General features: G+C 55.1%; 26 protein-coding genes. 9 read left to right on the top strand and 17 right to left on the bottom strand.

The window, feature by feature from the left end; all coding sequences use genetic code 11:
- The first annotated feature begins 115 nt into the window (after positions 1–115).
- On the top strand, positions 116–1,453 hold the full coding sequence (locus URZ40_RS06730) for a hemolysin family protein (protein WP_028015283.1): 1,338 nt from the start codon (positions 116–118) through the stop codon (positions 1,451–1,453).
- A gap of 75 nt (positions 1,454–1,528) precedes the next feature.
- On the opposite strand, the gene URZ40_RS06735 is transcribed toward URZ40_RS06730, so the two are convergent.
- Positions 1,529–1,735 (bottom strand): DUF1107 domain-containing protein, encoded by a 207-nt coding sequence (locus URZ40_RS06735; RefSeq protein ID WP_008501430.1) that lies wholly within the window; start codon positions 1,733–1,735, stop codon positions 1,529–1,531.
- Positions 1,736–2,059: 324 nt separating this feature from the next.
- Here URZ40_RS06735 and URZ40_RS06740 point away from each other — a divergent pair, with 324 nt between their 5' ends.
- Complete coding sequence (locus URZ40_RS06740) at positions 2,060–2,617, top strand: YtfJ family protein (protein WP_316379801.1); 558 nt, start codon at positions 2,060–2,062, stop codon at positions 2,615–2,617.
- Here URZ40_RS06740 and cysQ read toward each other — a convergent pair.
- A complete protein-coding gene (cysQ, locus tag URZ40_RS06745; RefSeq protein ID WP_320720119.1) occupies positions 2,611–3,351 on the bottom strand; it encodes a 3'(2'),5'-bisphosphate nucleotidase CysQ in 741 nt (246 codons plus the stop codon). The two genes, URZ40_RS06740 and cysQ, sit on opposite strands and share 7 nt — an antisense overlap.
- A gap of 190 nt (positions 3,352–3,541) precedes the next feature.
- Here cysQ and URZ40_RS06750 point away from each other — a divergent pair, with 190 nt between their 5' ends.
- Positions 3,542–5,485 carry a bifunctional 2',3'-cyclic-nucleotide 2'-phosphodiesterase/3'-nucleotidase gene (locus URZ40_RS06750; RefSeq protein WP_316379802.1) on the top strand — a complete coding sequence of 648 codons (1,944 nt, stop codon included), beginning with the start codon at positions 3,542–3,544 and terminating at the stop codon, positions 5,483–5,485.
- A gap of 86 nt (positions 5,486–5,571) precedes the next feature.
- Here URZ40_RS06750 and URZ40_RS06755 read toward each other — a convergent pair whose 3' ends face one another.
- Positions 5,572–5,958 (bottom strand): helix-turn-helix domain-containing protein, encoded by a 387-nt coding sequence (locus tag URZ40_RS06755; RefSeq protein ID WP_116343595.1) that lies wholly within the window; start codon positions 5,956–5,958, stop codon positions 5,572–5,574.
- An 84-nt stretch (positions 5,959–6,042) separates the two neighbouring features.
- On the opposite strand from URZ40_RS06755, the gene URZ40_RS06760 reads away from it, so the two are divergent.
- The 3 genes from URZ40_RS06760 to URZ40_RS06770 all read left to right on the top strand — a co-directional run bounded on the left by URZ40_RS06760 (position 6,043) and on the right by URZ40_RS06770 (position 8,838).
- The gene (locus tag URZ40_RS06760) at positions 6,043–6,891 is read left to right on the top strand and encodes an SDR family oxidoreductase (protein ID WP_320720120.1); all 849 of its coding nucleotides are present in this window, start codon (positions 6,043–6,045) and stop codon (positions 6,889–6,891) included.
- Between the two features lie 81 nt (positions 6,892–6,972).
- Positions 6,973–7,797, top strand: a complete 825-nt coding sequence (locus URZ40_RS06765; RefSeq protein ID WP_302219146.1) for an AraC family transcriptional regulator — start codon at positions 6,973–6,975, stop codon at positions 7,795–7,797.
- A 75-nt stretch (positions 7,798–7,872) separates the two neighbouring features.
- Positions 7,873–8,838 (top strand): DMT family transporter, encoded by a 966-nt coding sequence (locus URZ40_RS06770; protein WP_316379803.1) that lies wholly within the window; start codon positions 7,873–7,875, stop codon positions 8,836–8,838.
- 79 nt (positions 8,839–8,917) lie between these two features.
- Here the strand turns inward: URZ40_RS06770 and URZ40_RS06775 are convergent, their stop codons facing one another.
- Entirely contained in the window at positions 8,918–10,567 is a 1,650-nt protein-coding gene (locus tag URZ40_RS06775) for a methyl-accepting chemotaxis protein (protein WP_320720122.1), read from the bottom strand.
- 244 nt (positions 10,568–10,811) lie between these two features.
- Here URZ40_RS06775 and ytfE point away from each other — a divergent pair, with 244 nt between their 5' ends.
- On the top strand, positions 10,812–11,474 hold the full coding sequence (ytfE, locus tag URZ40_RS06780; protein ID WP_320720124.1) for an iron-sulfur cluster repair protein YtfE: 663 nt from the start codon (positions 10,812–10,814) through the stop codon (positions 11,472–11,474).
- An 86-nt stretch (positions 11,475–11,560) separates the two neighbouring features.
- On the opposite strand, the gene cycA is transcribed toward ytfE, so the two are convergent.
- Together cycA and fklB are read right to left on the bottom strand one after the other, a co-directional pair.
- Positions 11,561–12,970 carry a D-serine/D-alanine/glycine transporter gene (gene cycA / locus URZ40_RS06785; RefSeq protein WP_316379806.1) on the bottom strand — a complete coding sequence of 470 codons (1,410 nt, stop codon included), beginning with the start codon at positions 12,968–12,970 and terminating at the stop codon, positions 11,561–11,563.
- Between the two features lie 311 nt (positions 12,971–13,281).
- On the bottom strand, positions 13,282–13,902 hold the full coding sequence (fklB, locus tag URZ40_RS06790) for an FKBP-type peptidyl-prolyl cis-trans isomerase (protein WP_008502892.1): 621 nt from the start codon (positions 13,900–13,902) through the stop codon (positions 13,282–13,284).
- Between the two features lie 233 nt (positions 13,903–14,135).
- On the opposite strand from fklB, the gene URZ40_RS06795 reads away from it, so the two are divergent.
- Complete coding sequence (locus URZ40_RS06795; protein ID WP_320720125.1) at positions 14,136–14,780, top strand: OapA family protein; 645 nt, start codon at positions 14,136–14,138, stop codon at positions 14,778–14,780.
- A gap of 46 nt (positions 14,781–14,826) precedes the next feature.
- Here the strand turns inward: URZ40_RS06795 and URZ40_RS06800 are convergent, their stop codons facing one another.
- From URZ40_RS06800 to rpsF, 5 genes are all read right to left on the bottom strand, one after another.
- Positions 14,827–15,756, bottom strand: coding sequence for a DMT family transporter (locus tag URZ40_RS06800; protein ID WP_320720126.1), 930 nt, complete (start codon positions 15,754–15,756; stop codon positions 14,827–14,829).
- 151 nt (positions 15,757–15,907) lie between these two features.
- Complete coding sequence (gene rplI / locus URZ40_RS06805) at positions 15,908–16,357, bottom strand: 50S ribosomal protein L9 (RefSeq protein ID WP_006810372.1); 450 nt, start codon at positions 16,355–16,357, stop codon at positions 15,908–15,910.
- Positions 16,358–16,398: 41 nt separating this feature from the next.
- Positions 16,399–16,626, bottom strand: a complete 228-nt coding sequence (gene rpsR, locus URZ40_RS06810; RefSeq protein WP_000135199.1) for a 30S ribosomal protein S18 — start codon at positions 16,624–16,626, stop codon at positions 16,399–16,401.
- Between the two features lie 4 nt (positions 16,627–16,630).
- The gene (gene priB / locus URZ40_RS06815; RefSeq protein ID WP_028015270.1) at positions 16,631–16,945 is read right to left on the bottom strand and encodes a primosomal replication protein N; all 315 of its coding nucleotides are present in this window, start codon (positions 16,943–16,945) and stop codon (positions 16,631–16,633) included.
- Positions 16,946–16,951: 6 nt separating this feature from the next.
- Positions 16,952–17,347 (bottom strand): 30S ribosomal protein S6, encoded by a 396-nt coding sequence (rpsF, locus tag URZ40_RS06820; RefSeq protein ID WP_014068637.1) that lies wholly within the window; start codon positions 17,345–17,347, stop codon positions 16,952–16,954.
- A gap of 340 nt (positions 17,348–17,687) precedes the next feature.
- Here rpsF and yjfY point away from each other — a divergent pair, with 340 nt between their 5' ends.
- Positions 17,688–17,963 (top strand): DUF1471 family protein YjfY, encoded by a 276-nt coding sequence (gene yjfY / locus URZ40_RS06825; protein WP_116343604.1) that lies wholly within the window; start codon positions 17,688–17,690, stop codon positions 17,961–17,963.
- A gap of 141 nt (positions 17,964–18,104) precedes the next feature.
- Here the strand turns inward: yjfY and URZ40_RS06830 are convergent, their stop codons facing one another.
- From URZ40_RS06830 to ulaA, 6 genes are read right to left on the bottom strand one after another with little or no spacing between them, the layout of a single operon-like run.
- A complete protein-coding gene (locus URZ40_RS06830; protein WP_316379809.1) occupies positions 18,105–18,791 on the bottom strand; it encodes an L-ribulose-5-phosphate 4-epimerase in 687 nt (228 codons plus the stop codon).
- Positions 18,784–19,644 (bottom strand): L-ribulose-5-phosphate 3-epimerase, encoded by an 861-nt coding sequence (locus URZ40_RS06835; protein WP_116343606.1) that lies wholly within the window; start codon positions 19,642–19,644, stop codon positions 18,784–18,786. The genes URZ40_RS06830 and URZ40_RS06835 overlap by 8 nt, the downstream gene beginning before the upstream one ends.
- Positions 19,645–19,653: 9 nt before the next feature.
- Positions 19,654–20,304 (bottom strand): 3-keto-L-gulonate-6-phosphate decarboxylase UlaD, encoded by a 651-nt coding sequence (gene ulaD, locus URZ40_RS06840; protein ID WP_017694667.1) that lies wholly within the window; start codon positions 20,302–20,304, stop codon positions 19,654–19,656.
- A gap of 12 nt (positions 20,305–20,316) precedes the next feature.
- Entirely contained in the window at positions 20,317–20,784 is a 468-nt protein-coding gene (gene ulaC, locus URZ40_RS06845; RefSeq protein WP_061099468.1) for a PTS ascorbate transporter subunit IIA, read from the bottom strand.
- 9 nt (positions 20,785–20,793) lie between these two features.
- Positions 20,794–21,099, bottom strand: coding sequence for a PTS ascorbate transporter subunit IIB (ulaB, locus tag URZ40_RS06850; protein WP_003856022.1), 306 nt, complete (start codon positions 21,097–21,099; stop codon positions 20,794–20,796).
- Positions 21,100–21,111: 12 nt separating this feature from the next.
- The gene (gene ulaA, locus URZ40_RS06855; RefSeq protein WP_080328803.1) at positions 21,112–22,512 is read right to left on the bottom strand and encodes a PTS ascorbate transporter subunit IIC; all 1,401 of its coding nucleotides are present in this window, start codon (positions 22,510–22,512) and stop codon (positions 21,112–21,114) included.
- Between the last annotated feature and the right edge of the window lie 264 nt (positions 22,513–22,776).

The raw sequence follows: 22,776 nt of genomic DNA on the forward strand, positions 1-22,776 counted from the left end.
ACGCTATACTACCGCTGAAATAATCGGCTCAACGCTACGAGCTGACGTTCTACGTGTTTCCACACAAATGGTATCAACTCCCCTTCTGAGGATCTGGCGTGAAGCCGGATAAACTATGTTAAACAGTATTTTAGTAATACTTTGTCTGATTGCCGTCAGTGCATTTTTCTCGATATCTGAGATCTCGCTGGCCGCGTCCCGTAAAATCAAACTGAAGCTGCTTGCCGATGAAGGCAACATCAATGCCACCCGCATCCTGAAAATGCAGGAAAACCCCGGTATGTTCTTTACCGTGGTGCAGATTGGCCTGAACGCAGTCGCCATCCTCGGCGGTATCGTAGGGGATGCAGCGTTTTCTCCGGCGTTTTATAGCCTCTTTGTGAAGTACATGTCCGCAGAGCTTGCCGAACAGCTGAGCTTTATTCTCTCCTTCTCGCTGGTAACCGGCCTGTTCATCCTTTTTGCAGACCTGACCCCGAAACGCATCGGTATGATTGCGCCAGAAGCTGTGGCTTTGCGTATCATCAACCCGATGCGCTTCTGTCTGTACGTGTTTCGTCCGCTGGTGTGGTTCTTCAACGGCCTGGCGAACGTGATTTTCCGCATCTTTAAGCTGCCGATGGTGCGTAAAGACGACATCACCTCTGACGATATTTATGCGGTGGTGGAAGCCGGCGCACTGGCCGGGGTGCTGCGCAAGCAGGAACACGAGCTGATTGAGAACGTGTTTGAACTGGAATCCCGTACCGTGCCCTCTTCCATGACGGGCCGTGAAAACATTATCTGGTTCGATTTACATGAAGATGAGCAGAGCCTGAAGAACAAAGTGGCGCAGCATCCGCACTCCAAGTTCCTGGTCTGTAATGAAGATATCGACCACATCATCGGTTACGTCGACTCCAAAGACCTGCTGAACCGCGTGCTGGCAAACCAGAGCCTCGCGCTTAACAGCGGCGTACAGATCCGCAATACGCTGATTGTGCCGGACACCCTGACGCTCTCAGAAGCGCTGGAAAGTTTCAAAACCGCCGGGGAAGACTTCGCGGTGATCATGAACGAATACGCGCTGGTGGTGGGCATTATCACCCTGAACGACGTGATGACCACGCTGATGGGCGACCTGGTAGGTCAGGGTCTGGAAGAGCAGATTGTCCAGCGTGACGATAATTCATGGCTGATTGATGGCGGCACACCAATTGAAGACGTGATGCGTGTGCTGGATATCGACGAGTTCCCGCAGTCCGGCAACTACGAGACCATCGGCGGCTTTATGATGTTTATGCTGCGTAAAATCCCGAAACGTACCGACTCGGTGAAGTTCTCCGGCTACAAGTTTGAGGTGGTGGATATTGATAACTACCGCATCGACCAGCTACTGGTTACGCGCATCGACAACAAGCCGACCGTGCTGGTGCCGAAGCTGCCGGACGCGGAAGAGAAAGTGTCGGCGTAACGTTCCTGCCCCCACAAACATCAACGGCTCCCATCGGGAGCCGTTTTTCTAACTACTTACTGCATAGCACGTTGGTTAAGCCATCTCAGTTTGCAGACGCATAACCTGACGGTTGACTTCGGACATCACAGACAGGTGCTGTTTGTCCTTCACTTTTGGGACAAGGATCTTGCCCTTATCAAACTCAAAAGCGCCAACATCCTTGATGTACAACCGTCCACGGAACAGGATCTTCACGTACTTCGCCACCTGAAGCGGGTTGTAGCGTTGGAAAATTTTCATTCTTGTATCTCCTGCGAATCATACGCTCTTGCGGTGCCACAATCGGCCCGACTGTCCTGAGCGCAAATTTTGATGCCCAATGACTATAGACCAGAACTACGGTGTTACCCAGTGTGCATAAGTTTATTTACCGTTTGATTACAATTATTCAGAATAATCTTTGCAAAGCGTGATAGAGAGCAGTATAAGCCGTCGTTTTTTCATGGATATGTGCGTTCGCCCGCAAACTGGCATCGGGATTGCGGGAAAACCACATTGATCGCACTTATGATTAAAAGCGTATGACCAAGTGGTCGGATCACCTGCAAACAATAAGGAAACGCCATGACCCTACGTAACATCCTTGCAGCAGCTTGTCTGCTGCTGCCCCTGTGGGCTTGCGCTCACAACATTGAAAAAGGACAACGTGTACCGCCAGTCGGCATTGCAGACCGGGGAGAATTGATTCTCGACAATGATAAGTTTAGCTATAAAGCCTGGAATAGCGCGCAGCTTGCGGGCAAAGTGAGAGTTGTACAACATATTGCCGGTCGTACATCCGCAAAAGAGAAAAATGCCAACCTGGTGGAAGCGATCAAGGCCGCAAAATTCCCACATGACCGCTACCAGACCACCACGATCGTGAACACCGATGACGCTATTCCGGGCTCCGGGATGTTTGTGCGCTCGAGCCTTGAGAGCAATAAAAAGCTCTATCCGTGGTCGCAGTTTATCGTCGACAGCAACGGCATCACCCGTAAGGCCTGGCAACTGGAGGAAGAGAGCTCTGCGATTATCGTGCTGGACAAGAACGGTCGCGTACAGTGGGTGAAAGACGGGGCGTTAACCCAGGAAGAGGTGCAGCAGGTTGTCGACCTGCTGCATAAGCTGCTGGCTCAATAAATAGAGACGCGGAAGCCGGGGTTGAGGAAGGATTCGCGCGGGGTGTAGTCCAGCGGCTTGCCCTGCCAGTCATGAACGTGCGCCCCGGCGGCCGCAGCCACGGCGTGACCTGCCGCAGTATCCCAGACGTTGGTTGGCCCAAAGCGCGGATACAGCTGCGCCTGACCTTCCGCCACCAGGCAGAATTTCAGCGACGAGCCAATCGAGGTAGTCTGGTGTTCACCCAGCTGTTGCAGGTACTCCTGCAGCTCGCTGTCGCTGTGCGAGCGGCTAATCACCACCAGCGGTGGACGCGCATCGCGCACCTGGATCTGCTTCCGTACGCCGCACTCCTCTTTCCAGGCCTTGCCTTCTGCGGCGCTGTACATCACGTTCATCACCGGCGCGTAGACCACACCGAGCACCGCTTTGCCCTTCTCAATCAGGGCGATATTGACCGTGAACTCACCGTTGCGCTTGATGAACTCTTTTGTCCCGTCCAGAGGATCGACCAGCCAGTAGCGCTGCCAGTGCTGGCGCTCGTCCCAGCTTTGCGGCGCTTCTTCTGACAGAACGGGGATCTCCGGCGTTAAAGCCTGTAATCCTTTCAGGATCACCTTATGCGCCGCAATATCCGCCGCCGTGACCGGAGAGTCGTCGGCTTTGCTGACCACCTCCATAGGTTTACTACCGTCATACACCTGCATGATGGCATCTCCCGCATCCCGTGCGAGCTGACAAACTTTATCTAGCATTCTCCACCTCTTTGTTAACGCAGTGAGGTTAACTCTTTGTTTTAGTTATATCGTAATGTGAACAATTCCGCTATCTGTGAAGCAATTCCGGTTTCAGGACGCTTTTTTCTGTCAGGATTCACATTTCTGTAAGCAACAAGCGATAGATACATACTCTTTTGTGGTCTGCATCGAAAAAAGGACTCCTCTGATGATTAAGTTTAGTGCAACGCTCCTGGCAACGCTGGTTGCAGCAAGCGTACAGGCGGCGACGGTAGATCTGCGTATTCTGGAAACGACCGATCTGCACAGCAATATGATGGACTTCGATTACTACAAAGATACCCCTACGGAAAAATTCGGACTGGTACGCACAGCAAGTTTGATTAACGCCGCGCGCGGTGAAGTAAAAAATAGCGTGCTGGTGGACAACGGCGATCTCATTCAGGGCAGCCCGCTCGGCGATTACATGGCGGCGAAAGGCCTTAAGAAAGGCGAGATCCATCCGGTTTATAAAGCGATGAACACGCTGGATTATGCCGTCGGTAACCTGGGCAACCATGAATTCAACTACGGCCTGACATACCTGCACGATGCGCTGGCCGGCGCGAAATTCCCGTACGTTAACGCCAATATCATTGACGTTAAGACCCGGAAACCGCTCTTTACCCCTTACCTGATAAAAGAGACTGACGTTGTCGATCAGGACGGTAAAAAGCAGACGCTGAAAATCGGCTATATCGGCTTCGTACCGCCGCAGATCATGACCTGGGATAAAGCCAATCTCGACGGTAAAGTGACCGTTAACGACATTACCGAAACCGCGCGCAAATACGTGCCAGAAATGCGCGAAAAAGGCGCGGATCTGGTCGTGGTTGTCGCCCACTCGGGCCTCTCCGCCGATCCGTACCAGGCCATGGCTGAAAACTCCGTTTATTATCTGAGTGAAGTTCCGGGCGTTGACGCGATCCTGTTCGGCCACGCCCACGCCGTCTTCCCGGGCAAAGATTTTGCCAGCATCAAAGGGGCTGATATTGAGAAAGGAACGCTCAACGGCGTGCCGTCGGTGATGCCGGGCATGTGGGGCGACCATCTTGGCGTGGTGGACCTGGTGCTGAATAACGACGGCGGCAGCTGGAAGGTGACGCAGTCAAAAGCCGAAGCGCGCCCGATTTACGACGCTGCGGCTAAAAAATCTCTGGCGGCTGAAGATAAAAAACTGGTCGACGTGCTGAAGCACGATCACGACGCCACCCGCGAATTCGTCAGCAAGCCGATCGGCAAATCCGCCGACAATATGTACAGCTTCCTGGCGCTGGTGCAGGACGACCCAACCGTTCAGGTGGTCAACATGGCGCAGAAAGCCTATGCCGAACACTTTGTGCAGGGCGATCCGGATCTGGCAAAACTGCCGGTTCTGTCTGCCGCTGCGCCATTCAAAGTGGGCGGGCGTAAGAATGACCCGGCAAGCTATGTTGAAGTCGAAAAGGGCCAGCTGACCTTCCGTAACGCCGCCGATCTCTATCTCTACCCGAACACGCTGGTGGTGGTTAAAGCCACTGGAAAGGAGGTGAAAGAGTGGCTGGAGTGCTCCGCCGGACAGTTTAACCAGATCGATCCGACAAGCAGCAAACCGCAGTCGCTGATTAACTGGGACGGCTTCCGCACCTACAACTTCGACGTGATCGACGGCGTGAATTACCAGATTGACGTCACCCAGCCTGCGAAATATGACGGCGAGTGCCAGGCCATTAATCCGCAGGCAGAGCGCATTAAAAACCTGACCTTCAACGGCAAGGCGATCGACCCGAATGCCACCTTCCTGGTGGTGACAAATAACTATCGCGCCTACGGCGGTAAGTTTGCCGGTACGGGGGATAGCCACATCGCTTTTGCGTCACCGGACGAAAACCGCTCGGTATTGGCGGCGTGGATCGGCGCAGAGTCGAAGAAGGCGGGCGAAATTCACCCGGCGGTGGATAACAACTGGCGTCTTGCGCCGATTCATAGCGAGACAAAACTGGATATCCGCTTTGAAACATCACCGTCAGATAAGGCGGCCAGGTTCATTAAGGACAAGGCGCAGTATCCGATGAAGAAGGTTGCGACGGATGATATCGGGTTCGCGATTTATCAGGTGGATTTGAGCAGGTAAAAGCAAAACGGCAACGCGCGTTGCCGTTTATGGTGTTTGTTCCCTCTCCTTGTGGGAGAGGGCATCAGGCCGCACATACCCGGCTTTTACGCCGCACGCTCATCCCGATTCGCCATCACCTTCGGCGTATTGACCTCAATCCAGTCTGCCAGCGCGGCCACTTTCTCACTGACCTCAATCCCCATCGGCGTCAGGCTATACTCGACATGAGGCGGCACGACCGGATACGACACGCGATCGACAAATCCGTCCTGCTCCAGCGCCTGAAGCGACTGGGACAGCATCTTTTCGCTCACCCCACCCATTTTACGGCGCAGATCGCTGAATCGGTGCGTTCCCTCCTGCAGGGCCAGCAGAATCAGTACCCCCCAGCGGCTGGTAACGTGCTTGAGCACCTCCCGTGAAGGGCACTGTTCCGCGAAAAGATTGCCATCGCGCATTTGTTCGCTGAGCGTTGGTATCGTTGTTTTCATACTTACCTTTTTGTACGTACTTACTAAAAGTTAGCTATGGTGCTAGTGTGCCACAACACCAGACAAACACGAAGGAGATTCATCATGATCGCGATTACCGGCGCTACTGGCCAGCTTGGCCATCTCGTTATCGAGCAGCTGTTAAATACCGTACCGGCCAGCCAGATTGTGGCTATCGTGCGTAACCCGGCGAAAGCTGAAGCGTTGAGCCAGCAGGGCATTGTGGTTCGTCAGGCGGATTACACCGACGAAGCCGCCTTCACCGCCGCGCTGAGCGGTGTGGATAAGCTGCTGCTGATCTCTTCCAGCGAAGTAGGCCAGCGCGCAACCCAGCACCAGAACGTCATTAACGCCGCCAAAACGGCAGGCGTGAAATTTATCGCCTACACCAGCCTGCTGCATGCGGACAAATCACCACTGGGTCTGCACGTTGAACACGTCGCGACGGAAAAAGCGCTGGCGGCGTCCGGCATTCCTCATGCCCTGCTGCGCAACGGCTGGTATACCGAAAACTACCTGGCGAGCGCGCCGCCCGCGCTGGAACACGGCGTGTTTATCGGTGCCGCAGGCGAAGGCAAAATTGCCTCTGCGACCCGTGCAGACTATGCAGCGGCGGCCGCCAAAGTTATCGCTGAAGAGGGTCATGCGGGCAAGGTATACGAACTGGCAGGCGACCACGGCTGGACGCTGAGCGAGCTGGCGGCGGAACTCAGCAAGCAGAGCGGAAAGCCGGTAACCTATCAGAATCTCAGCGAGGCGGATTTCGCCGGCGCGCTGAAAAGCGTCGGCTTGCCTGCCGGGCTGGCAGATATGCTCGCGGACTCCGATGTGGGCGCGTCCAAAGGCGGCCTGTTTGACGACAGCCGTACCCTCAGCAAGCTGATTGGCCGTCCAACCACGCCGCTGGCGGAGAGCATCAAAGCCATTCTGTAATTGTTACGGATTGGTTATTTTTTGTGGCATCCCCTCGGGTCATCTCTGATAATGAAACGATGACCCATGAGGAGGCTCACCGTGCAAGGCGTACCGGAACAGTTTATTGATGAGAGAGACAGCGCGCGCTTTCGCCACCTGGCGCAGCTGCCGGGCCTTGAACTCTATCACGCGCATATCTCTGACTACGCCTTTGAGCCTCACACCCATGAAGCCTTCGGGATCGGCACGATTGAAACCGGTGCCGAACGCTTTCGCTATCGCGGTACCCAGCATCTCGCACCTGAAAAATCCGTTGTTACCATGAACCCGGATGAGATCCATACCGGGGAGTCCGCCACTGAAGACGGCTGGCGCTACCGGATGGTTTACATCGAGCCTGACCTGCTGGAAGAGGTAACCGGCCTGCGCCACTGGTGGTTCAGCGACGTAACCCGCTATGACCCGCTGCGCTCGCAGCAAATCGGCAGGCTGATTTACGGCCTGTGGCATACGGACGACCCGCTGGCGCAAAAAGGCTTATTGCTGGATTTGATTGAGACCTTTCAGCCGTTAGCCCATCACGCGCCGGTAGTTCAGGAAGGTGCACACCGGTTCGAACGCGTGCGCGAGTATCTGCACGACAACTATATGCACGCCCTGACGCTGGACGAGCTGGCGAACGTTGTCTCGCTCAGCCCGTACCATTTTCAGCGTCAGTTCAAAGCCCATTTCCACGTTACGCCGCACCAGATGCTGATGGCCATCCGCCTGTGGCGCGCCAAAGCGTTCCTCACCCACGGCATGCCCGCAGCTGAGGTCGCCGCCGCGACCGGGTTGACCGACCAGTCGCATTTAACCCGCGCGTTTACCCGCCGCTACGGCATTACTCCCGTTCGCTACCAGAAGCAGGTCACCCGGCGCTAAAGCGCAATCTCATACAATACGCGCGTATTTGTCCCTCCTACACTGAGTGCAACGTGAATCAAACAGGATGGAAAAATGATTAGTGGCGTGTTGTATGCCCTGCTGGCAGGGATGATGTGGGGGCTGATTTTTGTCGGCCCGCTGATCGTACCCGAGTATCCGGCCATACTGCAGTCGACCGGACGTTACCTGGCGCTGGGGCTGATTGCCCTGCCCCTGGCGTGGCTGGGACGCGCGCGCTTGCGTCAGCTCAGCCGTCAGGACTGGGGTACCGCGCTGGCACTGACCATGATGGGTAACCTGATCTATTACGTCTGTCTGGCAAGCGCCATTCAGCGTACCGGTGCGCCGGTTTCCACCATGATTATCGGCACGCTGCCGGTGGTCATCCCCATCTTCGCGAATCTGCTCTATAGCCACCGGGACGGCAGGCTGGCGTGGTCAAAAATGGCGCCGGCGCTGATGTGCACCGCAGTGGGACTGGTGTGCGTCAATATCGCCGAGCTGCGCCACGGGCTGGGCGATTTCAGCTTATGGCGTTACGGTTCGGGGATCGTTTTAGCGTTCATCTCGGTGGCGTGCTGGGCCTGGTACGCCCTGCGCAATGCGCGCTGGCTGCGGGAAAACCCGGACAAGCACCCGATGATGTGGGCGACGGCGCAGGCGCTGGTCACCTTGCCCGTGTCACTGGTGGGGTATGTCGGCGCGTGCCTCTGGTTAGGCCATCAACAGCCAGACTTCGCCCAGCCCTTCGGGCCGAGGCCGTGGGTGTTTATTGGCTTAATGGTTGCGATTGCGGTGCTGTGCTCCTGGGTGGGTGCGCTGTGCTGGAACATTGCCAGCCAGAAGCTGCCGACGGTGATTTTAGGGCCGCTGATTGTCTTCGAAACCCTTGCGGGACTGCTTTATACCTTCCTGATGCGCCAGAGCGTGCCGCCGCTTTTAACGGCCTGTGGAATATTATTGCTGGTCGTGGGGGTGGTGATTGCGGTGAGAGCGAAGCCGGAAAAACCAAGGGTCGTTCCGGCGTCGGAGATGTGAGCATTGCCCGGCGGCGCTGCGCTTGCAGGGCCTACAAAACCGTAGGCCCGGTAAGGCGTAGCCGCCACCGGGCAAGTCCTTAAAACGTTTCCCAGTTCCCTTCTGACGCCGCCGCTGCGGGCTGCGCTTTTGGCACATAGGTTTTCACCGGTGCCGCTTTGACCGCCTGGTTGCGGGTGATTTTGAACACCGCCACCGCTTCGTTCAGGCGTGCAGCCTGATCTTCCAGCGCGGCCGCAGCAGCCGCAGACTCTTCCACCAGCGAGGCGTTCTGCTGGGTCACGCGGTCCATCTCGGCGACCGCCTGGCCCACCTGGTCGATACCGCGGCTCTGCTCGTCAGAGGCAGAGGCAATTTCGCCCATGATGTCGGTCACGCGGGTGACCGCGTTGACGATCTCCGCCATCGTCGCGCCCGCTTCATTCACCAACTGCGAGCCTGCGTTGACGCGCTCGCCGGAATCATCGATCAGCGCCTTAATCTCTTTCGCCGCCTGTGCGCTGCGCTGGGCAAGCGTTCGAACTTCCCCTGCGACTACCGCAAAGCCACGGCCCTGTTCGCCCGCGCGCGCCGCTTCCACCGCCGCGTTCAGTGCCAGAATATTGGTCTGGAAGGCAATACCGTCGATCACGTTGGTAATTTGCGCGATTTTGCTGGAACTGGTCGCGATTTCGTCCATCGTACGCACGACGCCTTCTACTACATTCCCACCCTTCTTCGCTGTTGAGGAGGCATCCAGCGCCAGACGGGAGGCCTGACGCGCGTTATCGGCGTTCTGCTTCACGGTTGCCGTCAGCTGTTCCATGCTGGCTGCCGTTTCTTCCAGAGACGCGGCCTGCTGCTCGGTACGGGAAGAGAGGTCGTTACTCCCGGCAGAAATTTCACCGGCGCCGGTGTAGATGGTATCCGCACCTTCACGCACCACGCCCACGGTGTTCGCCAGCGAGGTTTGCATCTCCTGAACGTTGCGCGCCAGAATAGCCATTTCATTCTTACCTTCAGCCTGAATCGGCTGGGTTAAATCCCCCGCCGCAATGGCGCGAATATGGTTAATCACCTCTTCCAGAGGCAGCAGCAGCACGCGGCGCATAGCGATCCAGCTGGAGACAATCACCACAATCACCAGCAGCATCACCGCAGAGAGGATCCACAGGATGCGTTTGTAGTCGCTTTCATTATCCTGGATGCCTTTATCGGTAAGCATTGCCTGCGCTTCGCGCCACTCGCGGTAAACCGCCTGCATCGCGGTCTGTTTATGCTCCGCGTTCTGCTTGAACATGTCCTCCAGATTGCCCTGGCTCAGCAGGACGTTCATTTGCGTCAGCGTGGAGGAGTAAATGCGGTACTGCTCTTCGAGACGCTTGGCCAGATTCTCATCCAGCCCCGGCGTATTCGGCAGGGCGTAGTATTTATCGTAATGGACCTGCGCATCGGCCAGCAGATTCTTCGCCGTGTTGACCAGCTCATTGAGCTGCCCACCGTTAATCTGAGAGGCCATGCTGCTTTGCAGGCGCAGCATCCCGCGGTTCAGCGTCACCCGCGCCTGATTCAGGCTGATCCACGCATCGGTAAACTCCGCGACGTTTTTACTGGAGAGCTGCGACACGGTGAAGTTGTCTTTATCGTTATTCAGCGCGTTAATAAAAATACCCGCGGAAATCACTTGCATGATGCCGAGCACAAGCAGCACCGAAATAAGAAGAGTAATGACTTTTATACGTTTAAACATACGTTGCCTTTGTTATATGCAGGTTTCTCTGACGAGTATCTATCGGCACGCGCGGCGGGTTGTTTACTGTTTCTCCACCTTTAAAAAGTTTCTAAACCACTTTCCTAAGTCCATTCAGGGAGTTAAACGGGACATTTTTTTGTGATCCCCGTCGCACTTTCTCCCTTCCCTCTAAAGGGTTATAGCGTCGTCATAAAGATGCATTTAATATGCACCTTATATTCTTGATGACGAGGTAACTGCTATGGCCTTTCGCGACCAACCCCTTGGCGAGCTGGCGCTCTCCATCCCTCGCGCTTCTGCGCTGTTCCGTAAATACGATATGGATTACTGCTGCGGCGGTAAGCAGACCCTGGCGCGAGCGGCCTCGCGTAAAGAGCTGAACGTGGAGGCTATCGAAGCGGAACTGGCACTTCTGGCCGAACAGCCTGTCGACAAAGACTGGCGCACCGCCCCGCTCGCGGAAATCATCGACCATATCATCGTGCGTTACCACGACCGCCACCGTGAGCAGTTGCCTGAGCTGATCCTGCAGGCGACGAAAGTTGAGCGCGTTCACGCCGACAAGCCTTCCGTACCGCGCGGTCTGGCGAAATACCTGACCATGCTGCACGAAGAGCTTTCCAGCCACATGATGAAAGAAGAGCAGATCCTCTTCCCGATGATTAAACAGGGAATGGGCAGCCAGGCGATGGGGCCCATCAGCGTGATGGAAAGCGAACATGATGATGCGGGCGAACTGCTGGACGTGATCAAACACACCACCGACAACGTCACGCCGCCGCCAGAAGCGTGCACCACCTGGAAAGCGATGTACAACGGCATTAACGAGATGATTGACGACCTGATGGAGCACATCAGTCTTGAGAATAACGTTCTGTTCCCGCGGGCATTGGCGGGGGAATAAAAAACCCCGGTGGCGCTAGCGCTTACCGGGCCTACAACGTCCTCGAACATAGGCCGGGTAAGCGTCAGCGCCACCCGGCAACATGCTTAACGCATGCCTGCTATACGTTTCTTACCGATAAACAGCCAGCCCAGCCCCAGCGCGATAAACCACAGCGGCGTGACGATCAGCGCCTGACGGGTATCATCTTCCAGCGTCAGCAGCACCAGAACGAACACGAAGAACGCCATGCACACCCAGCACATCAGCTTGCCCAGCGGCATCTTGTAGATCGATTTCTCATGCAGGTGTGGACGCTGTTTGCGGTACACCAGGTACGAGCACAGGATAATGGTCCAGACGAACATGAACAGGATCGCCGAGACCGTGGTGATCATAGTGAACGCGCCAATCACGCTTGGGTTCACGTAGAGCATCACCACGCCCCCCAACAGGCACATGCAGGAGAAGGTCAGCCCTTTCGCCGGCACCGCACGTTTAGACAGTTTCGCAAAGGCGCTCGGCGCCACGCCCTCCTGCGCCAGACCAAATAGCATACGGCTGGTGGAGAACACGCCGCTGTTCGCAGACGATGCCGCTGAGGTCAGTACCACGAAGTTAATCAGGCTAGCGGCAGCGGGCAGCCCTACCAGCACAAACAGCTCAACGAACGGACTCTTGCTGGGCACCACGGAGCTCCACGGCGTCACGGACATAATAATGATCAGCGCGAAGACGTAGAACATAATAATGCGCAGCGGAATAGAGTTGATGGCACGCGGCAGGGATTTCTCCGGGTCTTTGGTTTCCGCAGCCGTAGTCCCCACCAGCTCAATCCCTACAAACGCAAACACCGCAATCTGGAAGCCAGCAAAGAAGCCGCTGATGCCTTTCGGGAACCAGCCGCCGTCGTTCCACAGATGGGTAAAGGACGCCTGAACGCCCGTTGGCGACTGGAAGTGCGTCAATACCATCACCAGGCCCACAACAATCAGCCCCACGATAGCGACGATCTTGATCATCGCGAACCAGAACTCCATCTCACCGAACATTTTCACGGTGGCGAGGTTGAGGCTCAGCAGCAGAATAATCACCGCCAGCGAGGCGACCCAGTCCGACAGCCCCGGGAACCAGAACTGCGCGTAGGCGGTAATCGCCACGACGTCCGCCATTCCGGTGACCACCCAGCAGAACCAGTAGGTCCACCCGGTAAAATAGCCCGCCCATGGCCCGAGCAGGTCAGACGCGAAGTCGCTGAAGGATTTGTATTCGAGGTTCGAGAGCAGCAATTCACCCATTGCACGCATCACGAAGAAGAGCATAAAACCGATGATCATATAAACGAAAATGATCGACGGCCCGGCAAGACTGATGGTTTTGCCCGATCCCATAAACAGCCCGGTGCCGATGGCACCGCCAATGGCGATAAGCTGTATATGACGGTTTGTGAGATTGCGCCGTAGCGACTGTTCAGACGTCGCCTCTTCTGCAGCGGCGACTTTGACCTGATCTACCATGTAATTTTTCCTGTTTATGCCTGTCTGTGTTGTTAAGGCTCTTCTGGCCTTTAAAAACGTCAAATAAATGACGGTCCCTTTGTAAGGGTTTATCGATATTAGGTAAGAATCGGCGGGATGAATACTATGATTTAGATATTATGTTAATAATATGTTGAAAGTGAGTGTCATATCACTCATACAGCGCGAAACAGCTCACAAAAATACACGCAACAGTTTCGTTTGCAAGATAAAATATTAATTCTGTCGTAACTATAGGTTTTATCACTATTTCCTCTCCCCGAGCGGAGAGAGGAAATAAGAAAAGTCGATTACAGGATTTCCAGCAGTTCGACTTCAAATACCAGGGTGCTGAATGGCGGAATGGACGCGCCAGCGCCACGCTCGCCGTAGGCCAGGTTGTGCGGGATGGTCAGTTCCCATTTGGAACCGACTGGCATCAGGGTCAGGGCTTCGATCCAACCCGCGATAACGCCGTTGACCGGGAATTCAGCCGGTTCGCCGCGCGCCACGGAGCTGTCGAACACGGTACCGTCGATCAGTTTACCGGTGTAGTGAACGCGAACATGGTCGGTACGCGCCGGGATAGCGCCGTCGCCCTGGTTGATCACGCGGAACTGCAGGCCAGACTCGGTGCTGTTCACGCCTTCACGCTCGCGGTTCTCTTCCAGATATTTCACGCCTTCGGCTGCCATCTCTTCGAAACGCGCGCGACGCACGGCGTCAGCACGTTCGTGAATTTCACGCAGCGCACGGTGCACAACGTCAACCGGAACGGCAGGCTGTTTACCTTCCAGCGCGTCAGCGATACCCGCCACCAGCGCTTCAGGTAACAGACCTTCCAGGCCGGATTCGCTCAGCTGCTGTCCTACCTGCAAGCCGATACCGTAACTTGCCTGCGCTTCGATAGTGTCAAAAGTCGGGGTGGTCATGGGTTTTCCTTCCATCACATTTAAAGTAGCGGGCAGCATATCAGCCATGCCCTTATGGGTAAAACTTTGTCTTAAGTTAGGGTGACAAACCGCGACGAAACAGAAACAATAGAGGCAACCAGGATTAATCCCGAACTGATGTCACGGAAGTCGGGTTTGTTACGTCGTTCAGGCAGTTAGCGAACTATACTTCGAAGCACAGGATATAAAAGACGCGGAGCAGGAGGAGAGCCATGCCCGGGCGATTTGAACTGAAACCTACCCTGGCGAAAATCTGGCAGGCGCCGGACAATTTTCGCATTATGGACCCGCTGCCTCCTCTGCACCGCAGGGGGATCATCATTGGTGCGCTGATGGTCATCGTGGGCTTCCTGCTTCCTTCCGGCGGTGATGATGTCGATACCGCGCCTGTTACCCGCAATGCGCAGCTGGATATTCAGTCGCAAACGCGGCCGCAGCCTGACGCGCAGCCCATGCAGACACAGCTGGTGACCCCGTCTAACGATCCAGGCCAGGTCGCGCCGGTTGAACCTGAACCCGTTCAGGATGAACAGCCGCAGGAGCAGGCCGCGGCCCCGTCTGAGCCGCAAACCCAGCAGACCAGCGGCATCGAACAGCAGTGGCGTTCCTATCGCGTGGAGCCGGGCAAAACGCTGGCACAGCTTTTCCGCGACCACAACCTGCCGCCGACCGACGTGTATGCCATGGCAAAAGTGGAAGGCGCAGGTAAACCACTGAGCAATTTACAGAACGGCCAGATGGTGCAGATTCGCCAGAACGCCAGCGGCGTGGTCACCGGGCTGACGATTGATACCGGAAATGGGCAGCAGGTACTGTTTACCCGCCAGCCGGACGGTAGTTTCATCAGAGCACGTTAATGGCATAGGCCGGGTAAGGCGAAGCCGCCACCCGGCACTTTTGTTCTCAGGCACTCCGTTTATTCACCCACCAGATCCCCGAGCAGACCAGCACCAGCGCAATCGCATATTTGATATCCAGAATATTTTCGCCGAGAAAGATTGCGGAAAGCACCGTCCCTGCAACCGGAATGACAAAATTGAACGGGGCAATCATGCTCACCCGGTTCACTTTCAGCAGTGCACTCCACAGGGCGAACGCCACGGATGAGAGCAGCGTCAGATACCCCAGCACCGCGACAGCCTTCATGCTGTGCACTTCCAGCGTCCCGCCCGTGGCATAGCCTCCTGCAACCAGCGCAGCCCCGCCTATCGCCAGCTGCCAGCCGGTCATCACCGTTGGGTCGACGGTCTGGGAAATACGTTTCCCGTAAAGCGTGGCGGCAGAGAGAATAAAGGCCGCCAGCACCACGAAGCCGTCACCTTTCCAGACAAACTGGAAATCGCTTAACCCACTGTGGAAATTCACCAGCATCACCCCGGCAAACCCGAGAATACAGCCCAGCGTTTTGTTATAGCTGAGTTTGTCGTTGTGATAGATAAAGTGCGCCAGCAGCACGCTGAAGAAGGTGCCGGTGGCGTTCATGATTGAGCCATTCACCCCCGTCGTGTAGGCAAGCCCTACATAGAAGAAGGTGTACTGGATTGTCGTCTGGGTCAGTCCGAGGATCGTGAGCTGGCCAAACTGCGTGGGCGTGAGCCTGCCAATCGGTTTTCGCTGGGCCAGAGCAAACAGCAGCAGCAGCGCACCGGCAAACAGAAAGCGGTATCCGGCAAAAACAACTTTGGATGGGATGTCATCGGTCGCAATCTGAAAGAGTTCATAGCCATTTTTAATGGCCGGGTACGAGCTTCCCCAGAGTAAACAGCAGAGCGTGGCGCAGGCATAGGCCACATTTCGACGGGCAAAGACGGGCGTGGGCAGAGCGGTATCCATGACAAATCTCATAAATAAAATTGCGTTTCATTTTATTATCTGAGAATGCGTCAGGAATAGCTACCATACAAGATAAAAAGAGAATGGTCGGTAGCCTTAAAAAAGCAAAACGCCGGCACAAGGCCGGCGCTTCGAAGCGAGCAGAGTAAAATTACTCAGCTACAACGTTAACAACCAGTTTAGCGAACACTTCGCTGTGAACCTGGAAGTCAACTTCGTGCTCACCAGTGGTACGCAGAACGCCGTTCGGCATGCGAACTTCGCTCTTAGCCACTTTAACGCCTGCTGCAGTAACTGCATCAGCGATATCGCGGGTACCGATGGAACCGAACAGTTTACCTTCGTCGCCAGCTTTGGAAGCGATGGTAACAGTGCCCAGTGCGTTGATTGCTTCAGCGCGAGCGTTAGCAGCCGCCAGAACGTCAGCCAGTTTGGCTTCCAGTTCAGCACGACGTGCTTCGAAAAACTCTACGTTTTTCTTAGTAGCTGGAACAGCTTTACCCTGTGGAACCAGGAAGTTACGAGCGTAGCCCGCTTTTACGTTTACCTGATCACCCAGGCTGCCCAGGTTTGCTACTTTATCAAGCAGAATAACTTGCATTACCTTATCCTCTTAAAGTCGTATTAATGGACCGTGCCCGATTACTGATGACGATCAGTGTACGGCAGCAGGGACAGGTAGCGAGCGCGTTTGATAGCGCGAGCCAGCTGACGCTGATATTTTGCACGAGTACCGGTGATACGGCTTGGGACAATCTTACCGCTTTCGGTGATGTAGTTTTTCAGCGTTGCGATATCTTTATAGTCGATCTCTTGAACGCCTTCCGCGGTGAAACGGCAGAACTTGCGACGACGGAAATAACGTGCCATATGGCTAGTCTCCAGTATCTATCAAATCAATCTGCTCGGCATGCAGAACCATTTTGCTCAGGCCGTTCTTTGCCTTATGGCAAGAGATGAACCCCTGAACGATTACTGCGCTACCGACCGTTAAACTGTGAGTAATGGCCTGGTTTTCGTGTCCGCTAATAATAACGGGCATTTGGCACCACGCCTGCCGGTGAAACCCGGCTTCCTCTTGCACAGAACGATGCTCAAGCACGAACTGGCAATGCGGAATTCCTGATGGACTGACCTTTCGAAGGGGAGCCCTGCATACGATGCCGGACAACGCCAGACGGTTGGTCATCAGAAATTACTCTTCAGAATCCCCAGCATCAGAATCATCTGCGGTTTCGTTTGCGAAATCATCGCGACGCTCACGGCGCTCGTCTTTCGCTTTAACCATCGGAGATGCTTCGGTAACTGCGTTTTTGGTACGCATAACCATGCTGCGGATAACGGCATCGTTGAAGCGGAAGGTAGTTTCCAGCTCATCGATCACTTCCTGCGGCGCTTCAACGTTCATCAGAACGTAGTGTGCTTTGTGCAGTTTGTTGATCGGGTAAGCCAGCTGACGGCGGCCCCAGTCTTCCAGACGGTGGATCGTACCTTCTGCACCAGTGATGGCAGCAGAATAACGCTCGATCATACCCGGAACCTGTTCGCTCTGGTCAGGATGGACCATAAAAACGATTTCGTAATGACGCATCGAATTGCTCCTTACGGATTATTCAGCCTCCTGTCTGGGTCAGCCGAGGCCCGGGGAGGCAAGGAACGTGTTAAAGGTCGGCTGAAAAATTGACGCGTCATAATACTTGCGCGCCCCTGGAAACTCAAGCTGATTGCACAAATAATTCGCACAAAGCGTAAAGCTGGTCTAAGTGGGTGATTTAATATTAAACGCATCCGGAAGCGTTGCTTTTTTGAACAACTGCATCAGAAATGGTCACGTATCCCCGCCGGATGAGTGATTACACTTTAATCAGAGACCCACTGAATTAAAGAAGGAGCATTCCCCTCTCACAGCACGCAGTCGTGGAGCGCATATCATGAAAAAAATCGCATTAGCCATAATGGCTGCGCTTTTGCTCAGTGCAAACGCGATGGCAGCCATCAAAATAGACGGCCGGCAGGCCAGAAACATGGATGATGTGCACAGCTTAGGCGTAATCTATATCAATCATAATTTCGCCACTGAAAGCGAAGCAGATCAGGCACTAAATGAAGAGACCGATGCCCAGGGCGCAACCTATTACCATGTGATGTTAACCCGTGAGCCCGGCAGCAACGGCAATATGCACGCCAGTGCAGATATCTACCGGTAACGCCTTAACGCTAGCACCAGGAAAGCCAACAACGAAAACATAGCCATAGTTGACGTTGCCCCCTGCCCGGGGGCTTTTTTTTGTGAATGGCTCCGGAATACCACCGGTTACAACTGTTTTTTGGTATTCCAGAGCACTTATTCACTTCTGCCCGTAGTAGGCATTTGGGCCGTGCTTGCGCATGAAATGCTTGTTCATCAGGTAATCATCAATGCCCTGAAGCTGCGGATTAATGCCGCGGGCAATCCACGCCATTTTAGCCACCTCCTCCATCACGACAGCATTGTGTACCGCGTCGTGAGCATCTTTACCCCAGGAGAATGGACCGTGCTGATACACCACAATCCCCGGCGTATGCAGCGGTTCCGTTTCACCCAGTGTTTCGATAATCACCTTGCCGGTGTTGCGTTCGTACTCCCCTTCTACTTCAGCCTGCGTTAACGCTCGCGTGCAGGGAATGTCGCCAAAGAAGTAGTCCGCGTGGGTCGTGCCCAGCGCCGGGATGGGCAGCCCCGCCTGTGCCCAGGCCGTCGCGTGCGTGGAGTGGGTATGCACCACGCCGCCAAGGGACGGATATCGCCGGTACAGCGCCAGATGGGTTGCGGTATCTGAAGAGGGACGCCATTTTCCCTCCACGACGTTTCCGTCGAGATCCACCACCACCATATCGTCTGCTTTCATGGTGTCATACGCCACGCCGCTCGGCTTAATCACGATTAGCCCCTGCTCGCGGTCGATAGCGCTCACGTTGCCCCAGGTGAACGTGACCAGGCCATAGCGCGGCAGATCCATATTGGCTTCAAAGACCTGCTGTTTCAGCTTAAGCATGTTCAACCTCCAGCAAACCCGCCCGCACCATCCGCTCGCGCACCCAGTCCCGCGCTTTTGCTACTTCCGCAGCCGGGTCGTCTGACGTTTCGCTCCACATCTCAATCAGGTAAGGCCCGCAATAGCCTGTCTGCCTGAGCGTCTCGAAGCACCGTTCGAAATCCACCACCCCGGTGCCAAACGGTACGTTTTTAAATACGCCAGGACGGGTATCTTTAACATGCACCGCCACGATATGCCCGATGCCCGCCTGCAGCTCCATCTGCACGTCGTTATCCCATGCCGACAGGTTGCCGATATCCGGATAAAGCTGGAACCATGGGTTATTCAGATAGTGCGCATAGCCCAGCGCTTTGCTGATGGAGTTCATCAACGGGTAGTCCATGATCTCCATCGCCAGCGTAACCTGCGCGCGGCTTGCCATCTCAACGCTCTCTTTCAGGCCGTCACGGAAACGACGGCGCGTTTCATCGTTGGCTTCCTGATAGTAAACGTCATAACCCGCCAGTTGGATCACGCGGATACCCACGTCCTGGGCAAAGCGAATGGCTTTGCGCATGATCTCCAGCCCTTCAGCACGCACGGCATCATCTTCACATCCCAGAGGGAAACGACGATGGGCGCTCAGGCACATGGACGGCACGCGCACGCCGGTCTCGGCAATGGCGCTCACCAGCGCCAGACGCTGTTCGCGGCTCCAGTCCAGGCGAGAGAGACGCTCGTCCGTCTCATCCACTGACATTTCGACAAAGTCGAAACCCAGCTGTTTTGCCAGCTGTAACCGCTCCAGCCAGCACTCCCCCGCAGGGAGTGCCTTTTCATAGATGCCAAGCGGGACCTGTTTTGACAACATACCCGCTCCTTAGCCCCAAAGCTGAGCGATTGAACGTTTGAACTGACGCGCCGCTTCGACCGGAGAGGCCGCGTCGCGAATGCTGCGGCCGGCGATAAAGACGTGAATAGGGATACCCTGGAACAGCGGCAGATCTTCCAGCGCCAGGCCACCGGTGACGGTGACTTTGAAGCCCATATCCGCCAGACGCTTAATCGCGCTGATATCCGCTTCGCCCCACGCCACGCCTGCGGCCTGGGCATCGCGGCTGCGGTGGTAAACCACCTGCTGGATGCCCGCTTCGCGCCATTCCTGCGCCTGCTCCCAGGTCCAGAAGCCGGTCAGCTCAATCTGCACGTCGCCGTTAAACTCTTTTGCCACGTCCAGCGCGCCTTTGGCGGTGTTGATATCCGCACAGCAGATCACGGTGACCCAGTCGGCGTTGGCTTCAAAGCACATGCGGGAAAGGATTTTGCCTGCGTCGGCAATTTTGGCATCCGCCAGCACGATTTTGTGCGGATAGAGCGCCTTCAGGTCGCGAACGGCGCGCACGCCTTCGCCCACGCACAGAATGGTCCCCACTTCGATGATATCCACCTCTTCCGCAATCAGGCGGGTGGTTTCGTAAGCGTGAGACAGCGTCTGGTTATCCAGCGCAACTTGCAACATTGGTAATGACATGTTCAATTCCTCTTAAACGGCCGCCGCAGTGGCGTTATCAATTAAATCCAGCACGTCCTGCGCGGTGCGGCAGGCGCGTAAACGGTCAAAGTTGGCTTCGTCATCAAACAGATTGACGATCTGCATAATGCCGACCTCCTGGTGGGTGTTGGCATCAACGGCCGCCATGGTGATGAGAATATCGACCGGGTCGTTATCTTCGTGGTTAAACACCAGCGGCGTTTTCAGCGTCACCAGCGCGAAGCCGGTTTTCTTGACGCCCTCTTCCGGGCGGCCGTGCGGCATTGCCAGGCCCGGCGCAATCACAAAGTAGGGGCCGTGCTGCGCCACGCCATCGAGAATGGCCTGGTAATAGCGCGGCTCGACAACGTCCGCCTTAACCAGCAGATCCACACTCAGCTTCACCGCTTCCTGCCAGGTGCTGGCGTCGGCCTGTAAAAGGATGGAGTTATTCTCTGCCAGCGAATCACGTAGTTTCATGTGGCGTCCTTACTTCACGTCTTGTGGGAAGTGTTCTTTGATCACTTCCAGCAGTTTTGGCCCGAAATCCGCAGGCGACAGCATGTTGCGTACGCCTACCACATATTTGTTGCCCGACACGCTAATCTCACCGGCAATGTGAGTTGAAGCGATGATGATGTCCGCGCCGTTCAGTTCACTTTTGTATTCACCCACTGCGCAGCTGTTCACCGTGTGGTCGATGTTTGACTGGGTTAAAAACTGGTCCACTTTCATCTTCATGATCATGGAACTACCTTGCCCATTGCCACACACAGCCAGGATACGTACGGTCATAATCGATACTCCTTAGTGAGCAGAAACTTCTGCTGTTTGTTTTTCCGCATCTTCTTCTGCTCGCAGCGAACGGCCAGCGAAGAACATATAAGCCAGAGCAATCAGGATGATGACGGCCATAAAGACCAGCCCGACGGAGGCAAAGCCCTGCATCATCGGCGGTGCCAGAATTGACCAGTCCGCCATACCCATCCAGGCGCTCATACCGGTGAGCTTGACCGCCCACACGCAACCGAAGATTTCCACCATGCCCATCACCAGGCAGATCTTGAGCGCCGCGCGCCAGCCGCCGAAGTGGTTAGCAAACACGCCGATGGTGGCGTTGGAGAAGAACATCGGGATAAAGCCAGGAATAATCAGGATTGAGGAACCGCAACCCACCAGAATGCCCACCGCAATCAGCTGGCCGATGGTGCCCCACATAAAGCCCCAGACGACGGCGTTTGGCGCAAAGCTATAGATAGCCGCACAGTCAATCGCCAGTACCGCACCAGGGATCAGGCGCTGAGAGATACCGTTGAAGGCTTCCGACAGTTCGGCGACGAACATACGCACGCCCTGAGTGATGATGAAAATCGCCACCGCGAAGGAGAAGCCGGTCTGCAGGATATAGACCGTCCAGTGAGTTTTCCCTGCCATCGCCTGCACCACGTCAATACCGAAGGAGAGCAGAATGGCGCCGAAGAAGATGGTCATCACAATCGCGGTCGAAACGATGTTGTCATGGAAGATATTGAGCCAGCCCGGCAGCTTAAGGTCTTCAACGCTCTCTTCTTTTTTGCCCAGGTACGGCGCAACTTTATAAGCAAGCCAGGCGGCAAACTGCTGCTGGTGACCGATGGAGAAGCCGCAGCCGTCAGTCACTATCTGCGTTGGCTTGTACATCATGTTGGAGGTGATACCCCAGTAGAGCGAGACCAGCACGGCGGTGCAGATGATTGTGGTCCACATGGGGTAGCCGAAGATATAGAGAGAAACCGCGATCAGCCCCGCCTGCTGGAACATAATGTGCCCGGTGAGCATGATGGTGCGAATACCGGTAATGCGGCGCAGCAGAACATAGATAATGTTCAGCGCCAGCGCGAGCAGAACCGCATATCCCACCCAGCTATAGGCATCGCCCATGCGATCGATGGTCGCCATCATTGAGGCGTAGGTATCAGAGATAGCCCCGTTAATGCCGTACACTTCCGACATTTTGGCTACAACTGGCTTAAACGTGCTGGTCAGAATGCCTGACCCCGCCTGTAACAGCATGAAACCGATAATGGTTTTGATGGTGCCTTTAATAATCACGCTGACGCTTTTGCGCAGCAGGATGTACCCCAGGCACGTCACGATACCCAGCAACAGCGGGGCGTTGGTCATTACCTGATTAAAGAAAACGGTAAAGACGTTGTAGAGGATCTCCATAACTCTCTCCAGAAATGAGAACACAAGGGGCAATCCCTGTGCGGTTGGTGTCATCACTCTATTAATCACAAATAATCACCACAAGATTGCATTTGATTATTTGTGACGCATCACGCAATTTATTTCCATGCTGTTAGTAATGATTTTCACTACCGTACTGCGAAAATAAATTAATCCTTATAATTCATTAGATTAATGTTTAATATGCGATACTCTAACAAGTAAATAGCGGAGAGTCCGTGAAGTCGCGCAGATAAAATTCCT

It is taken from the genome of Enterobacter sp. 296B2, assembly GCF_034106185.1.
GTDB lineage: Bacteria > Pseudomonadota > Gammaproteobacteria > Enterobacterales > Enterobacteriaceae > Enterobacter > Enterobacter cloacae_N.

Coding starts and splice junctions, on each gene's coding strand:
- URZ40_RS06730 (WP_028015283.1), top strand. CDS start 116: ATGTTAAACAGTATTTTAGTAATACTTTGTCTGATTGCCGTCAGTGCA.
- URZ40_RS06735 (WP_008501430.1), bottom strand. CDS start 1,735: ATGAAAATTTTCCAACGCTACAACCCGCTTCAGGTGGCGAAGTACGTG.
- URZ40_RS06740 (WP_316379801.1), top strand. CDS start 2,060: ATGACCCTACGTAACATCCTTGCAGCAGCTTGTCTGCTGCTGCCCCTG.
- cysQ (WP_320720119.1), bottom strand. CDS start 3,351: ATGCTAGATAAAGTTTGTCAGCTCGCACGGGATGCGGGAGATGCCATC.
- URZ40_RS06750 (WP_316379802.1), top strand. CDS start 3,542: ATGATTAAGTTTAGTGCAACGCTCCTGGCAACGCTGGTTGCAGCAAGC.
- URZ40_RS06755 (WP_116343595.1), bottom strand. CDS start 5,958: ATGAAAACAACGATACCAACGCTCAGCGAACAAATGCGCGATGGCAAT.
- URZ40_RS06760 (WP_320720120.1), top strand. CDS start 6,043: ATGATCGCGATTACCGGCGCTACTGGCCAGCTTGGCCATCTCGTTATC.
- URZ40_RS06770 (WP_316379803.1), top strand. CDS start 7,873: ATGATTAGTGGCGTGTTGTATGCCCTGCTGGCAGGGATGATGTGGGGG.
- URZ40_RS06775 (WP_320720122.1), bottom strand. CDS start 10,567: ATGTTTAAACGTATAAAAGTCATTACTCTTCTTATTTCGGTGCTGCTT.
- ytfE (WP_320720124.1), top strand. CDS start 10,812: ATGGCCTTTCGCGACCAACCCCTTGGCGAGCTGGCGCTCTCCATCCCT.
- cycA (WP_316379806.1), bottom strand. CDS start 12,970: ATGGTAGATCAGGTCAAAGTCGCCGCTGCAGAAGAGGCGACGTCTGAA.
- fklB (WP_008502892.1), bottom strand. CDS start 13,902: ATGACCACCCCGACTTTTGACACTATCGAAGCGCAGGCAAGTTACGGT.
- URZ40_RS06795 (WP_320720125.1), top strand. CDS start 14,136: ATGCCCGGGCGATTTGAACTGAAACCTACCCTGGCGAAAATCTGGCAG.
- URZ40_RS06800 (WP_320720126.1), bottom strand. CDS start 15,756: ATGGATACCGCTCTGCCCACGCCCGTCTTTGCCCGTCGAAATGTGGCC.
- rplI (WP_006810372.1), bottom strand. CDS start 16,357: ATGCAAGTTATTCTGCTTGATAAAGTAGCAAACCTGGGCAGCCTGGGT.
- rpsR (WP_000135199.1), bottom strand. CDS start 16,626: ATGGCACGTTATTTCCGTCGTCGCAAGTTCTGCCGTTTCACCGCGGAA.
- priB (WP_028015270.1), bottom strand. CDS start 16,945: ATGACCAACCGTCTGGCGTTGTCCGGCATCGTATGCAGGGCTCCCCTT.
- rpsF (WP_014068637.1), bottom strand. CDS start 17,347: ATGCGTCATTACGAAATCGTTTTTATGGTCCATCCTGACCAGAGCGAA.
- yjfY (WP_116343604.1), top strand. CDS start 17,688: ATGAAAAAAATCGCATTAGCCATAATGGCTGCGCTTTTGCTCAGTGCA.
- URZ40_RS06830 (WP_316379809.1), bottom strand. CDS start 18,791: ATGCTTAAGCTGAAACAGCAGGTCTTTGAAGCCAATATGGATCTGCCG.
- URZ40_RS06835 (WP_116343606.1), bottom strand. CDS start 19,644: ATGTTGTCAAAACAGGTCCCGCTTGGCATCTATGAAAAGGCACTCCCT.
- ulaD (WP_017694667.1), bottom strand. CDS start 20,304: ATGTCATTACCAATGTTGCAAGTTGCGCTGGATAACCAGACGCTGTCT.
- ulaC (WP_061099468.1), bottom strand. CDS start 20,784: ATGAAACTACGTGATTCGCTGGCAGAGAATAACTCCATCCTTTTACAG.
- ulaB (WP_003856022.1), bottom strand. CDS start 21,099: ATGACCGTACGTATCCTGGCTGTGTGTGGCAATGGGCAAGGTAGTTCC.
- ulaA (WP_080328803.1), bottom strand. CDS start 22,512: ATGGAGATCCTCTACAACGTCTTTACCGTTTTCTTTAATCAGGTAATG.